The organism is Holophagales bacterium (assembly GCA_016719485.1).
Taxonomy (GTDB): domain Bacteria; phylum Acidobacteriota; class Thermoanaerobaculia; order UBA5066; family UBA5066; genus UBA5066.
In genome coordinates, this window is record JADJZB010000026.1 from 16,200 (window position 1) to 29,005 (window position 12,806).

General features: G+C 68.7%; 10 protein-coding genes. 9 read left to right on the top strand and 1 reads right to left on the bottom strand.

Annotated features, from left to right (window positions below; translation table 11 throughout):
* Nucleotides 1–180: 180 nt before the first annotated feature.
* From IPN03_18205 to IPN03_18220, 4 genes are read left to right on the top strand one after another with little or no spacing between them, the layout of a single operon-like run.
* The gene (locus IPN03_18205; protein ID MBK9375595.1) at nucleotides 181–708 is read left to right on the top strand and encodes a nuclear transport factor 2 family protein; all 528 of its coding nucleotides are present in this window, start codon (nucleotides 181–183) and stop codon (nucleotides 706–708) included.
* Nucleotides 709–742: 34 nt separating this feature from the next.
* Nucleotides 743–1,780 carry a histidine kinase gene (locus tag IPN03_18210; protein ID MBK9375596.1) on the top strand — a complete coding sequence of 346 codons (1,038 nt, stop codon included), beginning with the start codon at nucleotides 743–745 and terminating at the stop codon, nucleotides 1,778–1,780.
* A complete protein-coding gene (locus IPN03_18215; GenBank protein MBK9375597.1) occupies nucleotides 1,777–2,502 on the top strand; it encodes a response regulator transcription factor in 726 nt (241 codons plus the stop codon). Before IPN03_18210 ends, IPN03_18215 begins: the two co-directional genes overlap by 4 nt.
* A 41-nt stretch (nucleotides 2,503–2,543) precedes the next feature.
* Entirely contained in the window at nucleotides 2,544–3,644 is a 1,101-nt protein-coding gene (locus tag IPN03_18220) for a hypothetical protein (protein ID MBK9375598.1), read from the top strand.
* Between the two features lie 13 nt (nucleotides 3,645–3,657).
* Here the strand turns inward: IPN03_18220 and IPN03_18225 are convergent, their stop codons facing one another.
* The gene (locus IPN03_18225) at nucleotides 3,658–4,614 is read right to left on the bottom strand and encodes a hypothetical protein (protein MBK9375599.1); all 957 of its coding nucleotides are present in this window, start codon (nucleotides 4,612–4,614) and stop codon (nucleotides 3,658–3,660) included.
* A 93-nt stretch (nucleotides 4,615–4,707) separates the two neighbouring features.
* On the opposite strand from IPN03_18225, the gene IPN03_18230 reads away from it, so the two are divergent.
* The 5 genes from IPN03_18230 (at nucleotide 4,708) to IPN03_18250 (ending at nucleotide 12,788) form a co-directional block, all read left to right on the top strand.
* Nucleotides 4,708–5,415 (top strand): esterase family protein, encoded by a 708-nt coding sequence (locus tag IPN03_18230; GenBank protein ID MBK9375600.1) that lies wholly within the window; start codon nucleotides 4,708–4,710, stop codon nucleotides 5,413–5,415.
* Between the two features lie 145 nt (nucleotides 5,416–5,560).
* Nucleotides 5,561–7,342: an insulinase family protein gene (locus IPN03_18235; GenBank protein ID MBK9375601.1), complete on the top strand. Its 1,782-nt coding sequence runs from the start codon at nucleotides 5,561–5,563 to the stop codon at nucleotides 7,340–7,342.
* Nucleotides 7,343–7,352: 10 nt separating this feature from the next.
* Nucleotides 7,353–8,885 (top strand): insulinase family protein, encoded by a 1,533-nt coding sequence (locus tag IPN03_18240; protein MBK9375602.1) that lies wholly within the window; start codon nucleotides 7,353–7,355, stop codon nucleotides 8,883–8,885.
* Between the two features lie 110 nt (nucleotides 8,886–8,995).
* On the top strand, nucleotides 8,996–10,447 hold the full coding sequence (locus tag IPN03_18245) for a DUF1254 domain-containing protein (GenBank protein ID MBK9375603.1): 1,452 nt from the start codon (nucleotides 8,996–8,998) through the stop codon (nucleotides 10,445–10,447).
* Nucleotides 10,448–10,904: 457 nt separating this feature from the next.
* Nucleotides 10,905–12,788 (top strand): DPP IV N-terminal domain-containing protein, encoded by a 1,884-nt coding sequence (locus IPN03_18250; GenBank protein ID MBK9375604.1) that lies wholly within the window; start codon nucleotides 10,905–10,907, stop codon nucleotides 12,786–12,788.
* Nucleotides 12,789–12,806 lie beyond the last annotated feature (18 nt).

The following is a 12,806-nucleotide window of genomic DNA, read 5'->3' on the forward strand; positions in this document are numbered from 1 at the left end:
CGCCACGAGCGCACCTCCGAGAAGGACCGCCAGGCCACCGCCGAGTCTCCTCACGCGTCACCTCCGCAGGGCCGCATTCTGCCCCTTCCGCTCGTCGGCGGAATCGACCGCTCGTCGGCCGGCCGCGCCGTTCGCCGGCTTCCCCGTGACGCCCCGGCCCCGGCGGATCAGATTTCCCGCATGATCGGCGCACCCGGACCGAATCCCACGACCCGCGCGGACGCGAAGTCCCTGCTGGCCATCCTGGAGGTCGTCGTGAAGAGAGCGCTCGTTCTGCTCGCCGCCATCGTTCTCCTCGCCCTTCTCCTCGTGCCTCTCCTGGCGACGGCGGCCCCTCCGGAAGAGGCCGACGCGGCGGTCCGGGCGCCGGTCGAGGCCTACCTGCGCGGTCACGCGACGGGCGACGGCGAGGAGTGGCGGAAGGCCTTCCACCCTTCGGCCATGGTCACGGGCGTGAGGGACGGCAAGCTCGTCTCGATGACCGCGCCCGACTTCGTGTCGCGGGCCGCCGGAAAGCCGCCCGCCGACGAGGCGCAGCGCAAACGCCGGATCGTCTCGATCGACGTGGCGGGCGACGCGGCCCTCGCGAAGGTGGAGCTCGACTACCCGAAAGTCTTCTTCGTCGACTACCTCTCGCTCCTGAGGATCGACGGCGAGTGGAAGATCGCCCAGAAGACCTACACCGGCACCTCGAAGAAGGCGCCTTGACGCCGCGTCGGCGGCGCCCGACCGGAATCACACCGTGAAGCTCCCCGGCCGTCCCTTCTGGATCGCCCAGGTCGCAGGCTGGGGCGGGTATCTCCTCGTCCTCTGGCTCTCGGGTCTCGTCTACCTCTCCGAGCCGTCCTTTGCCGCCCTCCTCGAGAACCTCCACTTCAAGGCGGTCGCGGCGGCGGGTGGATTCCTCACGAGCGTCGGTCTCTGGGCCGTCTACCAGCGGCTCCTCCCCGAGAGACCGAAGACCGGGAGGATCGTTCTCGTCGCCGTGACCTTCTCCTTCCTCCTCGGTCTGGTCTGGTCGGCGGCGGCCGCGCGGGTGCTCTGGCCCGAGAAGCCACTATGGCCCGGCGCTTTCAAGAGCGCCACGAACTACGGCATCACGCTCCTGGCCTGGAGCGCGCTCTACCTCGCCTTCACCTATCGCGCCCGGCTCGACGCCGAGACGGAGCGCGCCCTGCGCGCCGACGCCCTCGCGAGCCAGGCGCGCCTCGAGATGCTCCGCTACCAGGTGAACCCCCACTTCCTCTTCAACGCGCTCAACTCCATCCGTGCGCTCATCGAGGAGGACCGGGACAAGGCGCGCCTCATGGTGACCGAGCTGTCGGAGTTCTTTCGCTATTCGCTCCTCCACGCCCGCTCGGGCGAGATCCCTCTCGAGGCCGAGCTGGAGGCCATCCGCAGCTACCTCGCCATACAGAAGATCCGCTTCGAGGAGCGGCTCGAGGTGAGCTGGGAGGTCTCCGCCGAGGCGTCTGCCGCGCACCTCCCCGGTTTCCTGGTCCACCCGCTCGTCGAGAACGCGGTGAAGCACGGCATGGAGACGAGCCCGATGCCGCTGCGGATCGGGATCGCGGCGCGCCTCCGGGGGCGCCGCCTCGTCGTGGAGGTGACGAACAGCGGGAGGCTCGCGCCGAACGGGACGTGCGAGGGGACCGGCACCGGCCTCGCGAACGTCCGCGAGCGGCTCGCGCACCACTTCCCCGGCCGCCACTCCTTCACGATTGCCGAAGAGAAGGACCTCGTCGTGGCCCGGCTCGAGGTCGACACGGAGGCACCGTGAAGCCCCGCCTGACGGCGCTCGTCGTCGACGACGAGCGTCTCGCCCGCGTCGAGCTCCGCCGGATGCTCGCCGTCCACCCCGAAATCGAGGTCGCCGGAGAGGCGGGCGACGTCGCCGAGGCCGAGGCCGAGATCGCCCGGCTCACTCCCGACGTCGTCTTCCTCGACATCCGGATGCCGGGCGCGAGCGGCTTCGACCTCGTCGAGAAGATCCCCGCCGGGACCCGCGTCGTCTTCGTGACCGCCTACAGCGAGTACGCGCTCCGCGCCTTCGAGGCGAACGCCCTCGACTACCTGATGAAGCCGGTCCCGCCCGAACGGCTCGCCGCCGCCGTCCGCAAGCTCCTCGACGGAACGCCGTCCGCGGCGACGCCCGGCCGGCCCCTCCACCTCGACGACCCGCTCATCGTCCCCGCCGGGACGCACTACCGGGTCGTCCGGGTGCGGCAGATCGTCTGCCTCCGGGCCGCGCGCGACTCCTCCGAGGCGGTCACCGCCGACGGCCGGACGACGCTCGTCGGCAGGAGCCTCAAGGAGTGGGAGGAGCTCCTCCCGCCCCGCCACTTCCTGAGGGTCCACCGGTCGACGATCGTGAACGTCGACCACGTGGAGCGGATCGAGCCCTGGTTCAAGGCCGGGTTCCGGGTGCGCCTGCGCGGCCTCGAGGAGCCGGTCGAGGTGAGCCGGCGACACGCGGCGCTCCTCAGGGCGCGGCTCGTCTGACGGCTCGGGCGGGACCTCGGTTAGCATCCCCGCCACACATCATGAGAACGCTGCTCCCCGGCCTCGGCACGGCCGCCCTCGGCGTCGCCGTCCTCCTGACGCTCGCCCTCGCCCTGACGACGAAGCTCTTCACGCTCCGGCCCCCGAGCGGGCCCGACGCGATGGGGCTCGTCGTCGTCTTCTTCCTCCCCATCGGCGCGTGGCTCCTCGTCCTCTTCGGAGCCCTCGTCTGCGTCGCGCGCGGGGGATTCGACTGGGTGAGCCGTTCACCGGGCATCCCGACGCTCGCCGTCCTGGGCACCGTCGTCGGACTCGGCATCCTCTCCGTCGGGGCGGCAGTCTTCTCGCTCGAGGTCCGTTACGCGTCGCGGACGGTTGCCGGCCTGGCCGGCGGCTTTCTTCTCCCCCTCCTCGTGATCGGCCTCCTCGGGTTCCTCCTCTGGTCCGAGCCCGGTTCCGTCTCCGGGACAGCGTGGCTTCGCCCTGCCGGTGCGGTCCTCGCGGGTCTCGCCGTACTCGCCTACTGCGGAGCGTTCGCGCTTTTCGTCAAGGATTCCGCGGAGGACGCCAGGAGGGCCGAAGAAGGGCGCGTCGCCGACGAGGCGCGGCAGGCCGAAATGCGGGCCGAGGACGCCAGGCGCGTCGAGGCCCAGGCCGCCGAGCTCGCGGCGCTCCCCGACGACGCCCCGCTCGAGACGTTCCTCACGCACCTCTTCATCGACAAGAGCGAGGCGCACCACCGGAAGGCCATCGAGCGCATCCGGGCGCTCCCTGGGCTGACGGAGAGAATGGCGGCGCGACTCGAGCACCCCGAGCCGCTCCAGCGCGAGTACGTCCTGAATTTCGTGAAGATGGCCGGGGCGCCCGACCCGGCGTGGGAGCCGCTCGTGCGCCAGGCGATCGTCCGTCTCGCGGCCGATTACCGCGCGGAGGCGAAGGACCTCTCCCTCGGCCGGATCACGCACGTGAAGGGGCTGTCGTGGGGCGCCCTCCTCGCCGCGCAGACGTTCGGGCCGAAACGCTTCGAAGCGGAGGCCAGGGAGCTCCGAGAGGCCGTCGCCCGGTGGCCGAACGAGGAGCCACGGAACGACGCGCTCGAGGTCATCGACCTCTACCTCGCGGGCGGGCCCCTCCCGGAATAGCGGGCGCCCGCCGTTACCGCGGCATCAGCCCCAGCGCCTTCGGCCAGGTCCCCGTCGGCTCCCAGGGCTGCGGGTGAAGCACCCGCTCGACGAGGAACTCGGCCATTTCGGCCACGATCCAGCGGAAGGTCTCCTCGCCGACCGAGTTGAGGTCGGCGTCGGGGGCGCAGTTCATGAAGTCGATGGCGTACGGGACGCCGTCCCGGACGGCGAACTCGACGGTGTTCATGTCGTAGCCGAGCGCATCGCAGAGGGCGAGGGCGTCCTTCGTCACGCGCAGCGCCATGTCATCCGGGACGACCTGCCCGGCGACTGCCGAATAGCGCGACTCGTGGGGCTCCTTCGGGGCGTACGGGATGATCTTCACCTTCCGCCGGCCCGCGACCCAGCAGCGGTAGTAGTCGGTGAACTCGATCGCCTCCTGGGCCATCATCGTCAGGGTGTGCGTCTTGTCGTACGCCTCGAAGAACTCCTCGCGGCTGTGGACCTTGTAGACGTCCTTCCAGCCGCCGCCGTAGGCCGGCTTCATGAAGATGGGGAAGCCGAGGTAACGGAAGACCTCGTCCCAGTCGACGAGCCCCATGTTCCGGAACGACTTCTCGGTCGTGTTCGGCGGGTGCTCCTTGTGCGGCAGGAGAACCGTCCGGGGCACGGCGACCCCAACGGCCCTCGCGACGACGTTGTCGAAGAACTTGTCGTCGGCCGACCACCAGAACGGACTGTTGACGATCTGCACGCCGCGCGCGGCCGCGCACTTGAGGAACGTCCTGTAGAACGGCACCTCGTGGCTGATGCGGTCGAGGATCACGTCGTACGTAAACGCCTGCTCCTGCGAGACGTGGCCGATCTGGACGGGCTCCCCCTTCACCGCGAGGCCGCGACGCCGGGCCAGCTCGTTGATCTCGTGGCAGAGGGCCCACGGAAAGGTGTCCTCCATGCCGAACAGGACCCCGATCGTCTTCACGCTCACGTCACCCTCCACGGATCCGGTTCTTCCGCGTCCGGGATCGTATCGGACCCCCCCTCGAGCCGCAAAGCTCCGAGCCTCGATAGACTCCGTGGCATGAGGCGCGAATACCACTCCTGGGTCAGTCACCACCTGGGCCGGACGATGGAGTTCCTCTGGTTCGGAGACCGCGGCTACCCCGTCGTCATCTTTCCCACCTCGATGGGGCGCTTCTGGCAGGCAGAGGACTTCGGCCTCACCGGCGCTCTCGCCGACAAGGTGGATGCCGGCTACATCCAGCTGGTCTGCGTCGATTCCATCGACACCGAGAGCTGGTACAACAAGAACGCGCCTCCCGCCTACCGCGTGAGGCGGCACGCCGACTACGACCGCTACCTCTCGAACGAGCTCGTCCCCTACATCCAGCACCGCTCCGGCCGCGGCGACCTCGGCGTCTGCGGCGCCTCGTTCGGCGCCTACCATGCCGCGAGCTTCGCCGGGCGCTACCCGGGCCTGGTCACGAAGGCGGTCCTCTTCTCGGGCCTCTACCACGTGGGGCAGTTCCTCGACGGCTACTGGGACGACCTCTGCTACTTCCACTGTCCAGAGGCCTTCGTCGCGAACGCCGACGAGGGGCTCGTCCAGCGCCTCCGCCAGGTCGACTGGTTCGTCGCAACCGGCGAGCACGATGCGCTCATCGGCGAGAACCGGCACTTCGCGGGCCTCCTGCAGGGCAAGGGGATCCCCGTCCACGCCGAGTTCTGGCCCGGGGTCTTCGGGCACGACTGGCCGTTCTGGCGCGACGCCATACGGCGATTCCTGTAGGAACCGGGAAGGAGGGAGCCGCCCGGGGGCTGTCCCGCCCGGCTCGGAACGAATCCTGCAAACCGTTCTCACGAAACGACATGACATCGCCGGGGAAAACCCCCGGCGCGTCGCCTGCGTATAAAACTGCCAAGGTGAGGTGTCCATGACCATAAGCAGACAAGTCCTCGTCGCCACAGTCGCCACAGTCGCCGCGGTCCTCCTTCTCGGAGGCCCCGCCGCGGCCCAGGAAGTCAAAGCCGAGGAGCACGTCCTCCCGAACGGGATGAAGCTCCTCCTCGTCCATCGGCCGGACGAGCCGTCCGTGTCGGCCGGCTGGGTCGCGAAGGTCGGCAGCGTCAACGAGCGCGTCGGCATCACCGGCATCAGCCACCTCTTCGAGCACATGATGTTCAAGGGGACGACGACGCTCGGCTCGAAGGACCCCAAGCGGGACCTCGAGATCATCGGCGAGCAGGAGAAGCTGCGCGACGAGATGCGGGCCGAGGAGTCGAAGATGCGCGCCGCCTGGCGGCGGGGCGAAGTCGACGACATCACGAAGCCGGAGAGCAAGACTCCGCGCTACAAGGAGCTCGAGGTGAAGTTCGACGCGCTCGTCAAGGAGCAGCGCGACCTCCTCGTGAAGAACGAATTCGACCGGATCTACACGAAGAACGGCGCCTCGGGGATGAACGCCTTCACGACGAACGACCTGACGGCCTACTTCATCACCGTCCCCAAGAACAAGCTGGAGCTCTGGTTCTGGATGGAGTCCGACCGGCTGAAGGACCCCGTCTTCCGCGAGTTCTACGCCGAGCGGGACGTCGTCTACGAGGAGCGCCGGCTCCGCGTCGAGTCGACCCCGACCGGGAAGCTCGACGAGGCGTTCGAGTCGATCTTCTGGCACTCGACGCCGTACACCTGGCCCGTCATCGGCTACGCCTCCGACGTCGCGAACATCACGAAGGCGCAGGCCGACGACTACTTCGCGACCTACTACGCCCCGAACAACCTCACCGCCGTCCTCGTCGGCGCCTTCGACAGGGCCGAGGCGCTGAGGCTCGCGAACGAATACTTCGGGCGCATTCCGCGCGGAAAGGTCGCGCCCCCCGAGGTCGTCACGCTCCCGACGAAGTGGCAGTACGACCTGCGCTTCGAGGGCGAGGCCGACACGAACCCCACCGCCGAGATCCGCTGGCACACCGTGCCGTTCCAGCACAAGGACTCGTACGCCCTCTCGGTCCTGGCCGAGCTCCTGAACGGCCGGACGGGGCGCCTCTACAAGTCGATGGTCCTCCCTTCCGACGCCGTCGCGACCCAGGCGAGCGCCTCGCACAACTCCTTCGGCGCCCCGGGCAAGTACGCCGGGTCCTTCACGTTCGGCGCCGAGGTCAAGGAAGGGAAGACGCCGGCCGAGGTCGCAGCAAAGGCCCTCGGCGAGATCGAGCGCCTGAAGAAGGAGCCCGTCCCCGTCGACGAGCTCCAGAAGGTGAAGAACAACATCGCGGCGGGATCGTTCCGCCGGCTCTCCTCGAACTTCCCGATCCTCGTCCAGCTGATGGTCAACGAGGCCTACGGCGACTGGCAGGAGATGAACACCGGGCCGAAGAAGCTCGAGGCGGTCACGGCCGCCGACGTCCAGCGGGTTGCGCAGACCTATCTCGTGAAGGAGAACCAGGCGACGGCGCTCGTCTCTCGCAAGGCGGGCTCGGCCCCGTCGGAAGACGACGCCGCCCTCGCGGACGTCCCGGAGCAGATCCGCCCGATGATCAGGCAGTCGCTCCAGCGCCTCGGCGCCGAAACCGACGCCGCGAAGCTGAAGGACGGCATCGCGAAGATGGAAGCCCAGTCGGCCCAGGTGCCCCCCGAGATGAAGAAGGGTTTCGACCTGCTCGTCGCGAAGGCGAAGGAGCGCCTCGCCGAGCTCGAGACGGCCGGGAAGAAGTGAGGAGCGGAGAGTGAAGACCAAGGTGAAGACGATGAAGACCCTCGTTCGGACGTCCGCCCTCGCCGTCCTCGGCGCCCTCCTCCTCGCCCCCGCAGCCCAGGGAGTCCCGCCGCATCCGGACAAGCTGACCTACCCGAAGTTCACCTACCAGCCTCCGACGGCGAAGGAGTACAGGACGGTCCTGAAGTCCGGCCCGGTCGCCTTCGTCGCCGAGGACCGCGAGCTCCCGCTCGTCTCGGTCACGGTGACCCTGCGCGGCGGCACGTACCTCAGCCCGCCCGGGAAGGAAGGGCTCGCCGAGCTGGCCGGCTACCTTCTGGCGCGCGGAGGGACGAAGTCCAAGACGGCCGAGCAGCTCGAGGAGCGCCTCGCCTTCCTCGCCGCCAACCTGAACTCGAGCTACGCCTTCGACCGCGGCTCCGTCTCCCTCAACCTCCTCGCCAAGGACCTCGACGAGGGGCTCGCGATCCTCCGCGAGGCGCTCACCGAGCCCCGTTTCCAGGACGACAAGCTGAAGCTCCGCAGGGACCAGCTCCTGACCGAGATGAAGTCCCGCAACGACGACACCGCCGACATCGAGCAGCGGGAGCGCGGCTTCCTCGCCTTCGGCGAGGGCTACTACCTGAACCGCTACTGGACGAAGGCCTCCCTCGAATCGATTACACGCGACGACCTCGTCGCGTTCCACCGGAAGTGGGTCGACCCGAAGAACGTCGTCGTCGCCGCCTCGGGAGACTTCGGAAAGGGCGTCACCCGGGCGCAGATGATCGCCAAGCTCGACGCCCTGTTCGCGAATTGGCCGTACAAGGGCGAGGCGGCGCCGTCCGTCCCGAAGCCGGCCCACGCGATGGCCCCCGGCCTCTACCTCGTCGACAAGGACGTCAACCAGGGACGCGTCTCGGTCATGCTCCCCGCGCTCCAGCGCGACGACCCCGACACCTTCGCCGCCCTCGTCATGAACGACATCCTCGGCGGCGGCGGCTTCACGAGCCGGATCACGAACCGCGTCCGCTCCGACGAGGGGCTCGCCTATTCGGCTGGCTCCGGCCTGCCGGGAGGCATCTGGTTCCCCGGCACCTTCCGCGCCTCCTTCCAGTCGAAGGTGCGGACCTGTGCCTACGCCACCCAGATCGTCCTCGAGGAGATGAAGAAGATCCGCGAGGCCGACGTCACGGACGAGGAGCTCCAGACCGCGAAGAGCTCCTTCATCGACACGCTCTCGAGGAACTTCACGACGAAGGGCCAGACCATGAGCGTCTTCCTCGACGAGGAGTTCACGGGCCGCTTCGCGAAGGAGCCCGAGTACTGGCGCAGCTACGCCGCGAACGTCGAGAAGGTGACGAAGGCCGACGTGAAGCGGGTCGCCCAGCGCCTCCTCGCGACGGACAAGGTCACCGTCCTGGCCGTCGGCAAGAAGGACGACATGCTGAACCCCGACCCGAAGCACCCTGTGAAGTTCCCCGAGCTGACGGCGGGCAAGGTGACCGACGTCCCGCTCCGCGACCCGTTCACGATGAAGCCGATGGCGGCCGGAACGAAGTAGCACCGGGCCCGCGTACGCTGAGTCGGAAGGCTGGCGGAATCCGGAACCGAAAGGAGTCAGGAGTGAGGATTCGACTGACGGCCCTGCTCGTCTGCGGACTCGCCGCGAGCATGGGCCTGGCGGCGGCTCCGCCGAAACCGAAGATGACGACGGACATTCCGGCCGGGATCGCCGCGCCGGACATGGTGCAGACGCGGCTCGGCACGCTGAGCTTTTTCGACGGCTTTCCGGACGAGGCGACGGTCGGGAAGGTCTACGACAACCTCGACTTCCAGCGCGCGGTCCAGTCCTACCTGCTGGCTCTGGCGCCGGTGAACATGGCCGGGCTGCGCGAGGGATTGCTCGGAGTCGGCCCCGCGAACGTCACCGTCCCGACGTTCGAAGCCAACATGAACGCGCGTTCGATCTTCCTCACGGCGAACGCGACCACACCCTACACGTGGATCTGGATCAACCTGCACGACGGCCCGCTGGTGGTCGAGGTGCCCCCCAGAACGCTCGGCATGATCGACGACTTCTGGTTCAGGTACGTGACCGACATCGGAATCGTCGGCCCGGACAAGGGCAAGGGCGGCAAGTACCTGCTGCTGCCGCCCGGGTACCAGGGCGAAGCGCCCGCGGGGTACATGCCGGTGCGGGTGCCGACGTTCGAGTCCATCCTCGTCTGGCGCAACATGCCGGTGAAAGGGGACATCCGGCCTGCGATCGAGAGCCTGCACAAGAACACGCGCATCTATCCCCTGTCGCAGGCCGGGAATCCGCCGCCCAACAAGTTCGTCAACGTGTCCGACCGGGCCTTCTCCACGGTGGCGCCGGGGGATTACCGGTTCTGGGAGCTTCTCGACTACGTGGTCCAGAACGAACCCGTCGCGTCGCTCGATCCGGTCACCCTCGGTTTCTTCGCCTCGATCGGCATCGAGAAGGGGAGGCCTTTCGCGCCCGACGCCCGCATGAAGGCGATCCTGACCGAGGCCGCCGCGGTGGGCGACGCGACCGCGCGCACCCTCACCTACAAGAGCCGCATACCCGAGGCCTTCTATTATCCCAAGAGCACCTGGCGCCAGTGGCTGGGCGGCTACAAGTTCGAGAAGCAGCCCGGCGTGGCCTACCTGGACGCGGCCGCCTTCTTCTATTTCTACGCCACGGGAGTCACGCCCGCGATGGAAGCCAAGATGGTCGGCCAGGGCTCCCAGTACGCCGTCGGACTCCTGGATTCCCAGGGCAATCCGCTGGACGGCGGCAAGACCTATCGACTGCACGTGCTGCCCAAGGCTCCGGCAAAGGACTTCTGGTCCGCGATCGTGTACGACAACCAGACCCGTTCCATGCTCCAGACCGACGAAGACTTCCCGCAGGTGAGCAGCCTCGACAACGGCCTGGTCGTCAGCAAGGACGGCTCGGTGGACGTCTACTTCGGGCCCAGTGCCCCTTCCGGCATGGAAAACAACTGGATCCAGACCATCCCCGGCAAGGGGTGGAACATGCTGTTCCGGCTGTACGGCCCGCTCGAGCCCTGGTTCGACAAGACGTGGAAACTGAGCGAGATCGAGCTGTTGAAGTAGCGCCCTCCGGTGACGACCGGTCACAGCGGACGGCATTCCCCCGCTGTTGAAACGGAGCGTTCGCGGGTCCTGACCCGCAAAAGGCGCCCCCCGGCTTCCGGGGGGCGCTTCCTTTTCGGCTATCGTCGGGCGCGATGCGTCCTGCCCTGCCGATCGCGCTCCTCGCCGCCGCCTCCCTCCTCGCGCCCGCCCTCGCCGTCTCCGGCGCCGACCCCGCGCCGAAGAAGGCGCTCACCCTCGAGCGCGTCTACGCCGCCGAGCCCCTCGTCGAGCCCGCGCCGACGGCCCTCCGGTGGAGGGACGCGACGCGCTTCACCTACCTGAGGAAGGCGGGCTCCGGGCCCGAGGCGAAGGCCGTCCTCTGGGAAGAGGACGCCGAGACGGGAAGGCGCGGAAGCTCCTCGAGGCGATCCCCGCCGAGGGGACCGGGAAGGACGGCAAGCCCCGGACGTTCCCCGTGGACGGCGCGACCTGGAACGAGGCCGGGACGGCGCTCCTCGTCGCCGCCGAGAAGGACCTGTGGCACTACGAGCCCGGCGCGAAGGCGGCCCGGCGGCTCACGAACGACGAGGCCGAGGAGGAGCTGCCGGGCTTCTCCCCCGACGGCGCGAAGGTCGCCTTCGTCAAGGGGAACGACCTCTGGTTCGTCGAGGTCGCCACGGGCAAGGCCACCCGCCTGACGGCGGACGGGAGCCCCACGCTCCTGAACGGTCGGCTCGACTGGGTCTACGAGGAGGAGCTCGCGGGCCGCGGCGACGGCCGGGCCTACGAGTGGGCGCCCGATTCCTCGGCGATCGCATTCCTGCGCCTCGACGTCTCGAAGGTCCCGGAATACCCGCTCGTCGACTTCCTCCCGACGAACGGAAAGCACCTGCCCCAGCGCTACCCGAAGCCCGGCGACCCGAACGCCTCTCCGTCGGTGAAGGTCGTCGGCTGGGGGAGCCCCGACGGGACGACGACCTCGAGGGTCGTCAACTTCGACGGGAACGACGTCCTCCTCGGCCCGGATCTCTCCTGGACGCCCGACTCCTCGGCCGTCGCCTTCACGAAGATGAACCGGACGCAGACCCGAATCGAGGCCTTCCTCCTTCCTCGATCCGGGGACGGCGTCCTGCGCAGCCTCCTGACGGAGACCTCGGCCTCGTGGATCAACGCCCACCAGCCCCCGCTCTTTCTCCCCGACGGCTCCGGGTTCCTCTGGCGCTCCGAGCGGAGCGGGTTCCTGCACCTCTGGCGTTACCGGATGGACGGCACGCTCGTCGGCCCCGTCACGACGGGAGATTGGGCGATCGAGGGCGACCCGAAGCTCGACGCCGGGTCGGGCGCGGTCTTCTTCACCTCCACCGCGAAGGATCCCCGCGAGCGGCACCTCTACCGTGTCGGCCTCGACGGCTCCGGCCTCGCACAGCTCACGTTCGACAAGGGGACGCATCAGGCGATCCCCTCCCCCGGCGGGCGGTTCGTCCTCGACGCCTGGTCGAACGTCGACACGCCCCCGCGCGTCGTCCTGAGGCGGCAGGACGGGACGCTGATCCGGAGCGTCTTCGTACCGAAGACGTCCCTCGACGAGTTCGCCCTCGCGACGACGGAGATGGGCTCCTTCACCGGCTCCGACGGCACGCTCTTTTACACGAGGCTCGTGAAGCCGGCCGACTTCGACCCGTCGAAGAGGTACCCGGTCGTCGTCTACGTCTACGGCGGCCCGCACGCCCAGCTCGTCCAGGAGCGCTGGGGGGGCACGTCCCTGCTCGACCACGTCCTCGCCTCGAAGGGGTTCCTGGTCTGGGCGGTCGACAACCGCGGCTCCGGCGGGCGCGGCCTCGCCTTCGAGTCGGCGATCCTCAGGCGCCTCGGCGAGGTCGAGCTGAAGGACCAGCTCGAGGGGATCGCCGAGCTGAAGAAGCTCCCCTTCGTCGACCCGGCCCGCCTCGGGATCCACGGCTGGTCCTACGGCGGCTACATGACTCTCACCGCCGCGACGCGCGCGCCGGGGGTCTTCCGGGCCGCCTTCGCCGGCGCGCCGGTGACCCACTGGAAGTACTACGACTCGATCTACACCGAGCGCTACATGAAGCTCCCGAAGGAGAACCCCGAAGGCTACGAGGCGACGGCCCCGCTGACGCACGCTGCGCAGCTCGGCCCGAAGCTCCTCGTCGTCCACGGCACGGCGGACGACAACGTCCACATGCAGCAGTCGATCGCCTTCGCCGACGCCCTCAACAAGGCGCGCAAGGAGTACGTCTTCGTCCCCTTCGCCGGCATGAAGCACGGCCCCCGCGACCGCGCGACCCGCCACGCCGTCCACCAGCGCCTCGTCTCCTTCTTCGAAGAGAATCTCTGACGGGGTCAGGTCTTGATT

What these genes read in the sequence shown, in the direction of transcription:
- IPN03_18205 (MBK9375595.1), top strand. Translation starts at nt 181, where the DNA reads ATGATCGGCGCACCCGGACCGAATCCCACGACCCGCGCGGACGCGAAG.
- IPN03_18220 (MBK9375598.1), top strand. Translation starts at nt 2,544, where the DNA reads ATGAGAACGCTGCTCCCCGGCCTCGGCACGGCCGCCCTCGGCGTCGCC.
- IPN03_18230 (MBK9375600.1), top strand. Translation starts at nt 4,708, where the DNA reads ATGAGGCGCGAATACCACTCCTGGGTCAGTCACCACCTGGGCCGGACG.
- IPN03_18235 (MBK9375601.1), top strand. Translation starts at nt 5,561, where the DNA reads ATGACCATAAGCAGACAAGTCCTCGTCGCCACAGTCGCCACAGTCGCC.
- IPN03_18245 (MBK9375603.1), top strand. Translation starts at nt 8,996, where the DNA reads ATGGGCCTGGCGGCGGCTCCGCCGAAACCGAAGATGACGACGGACATT.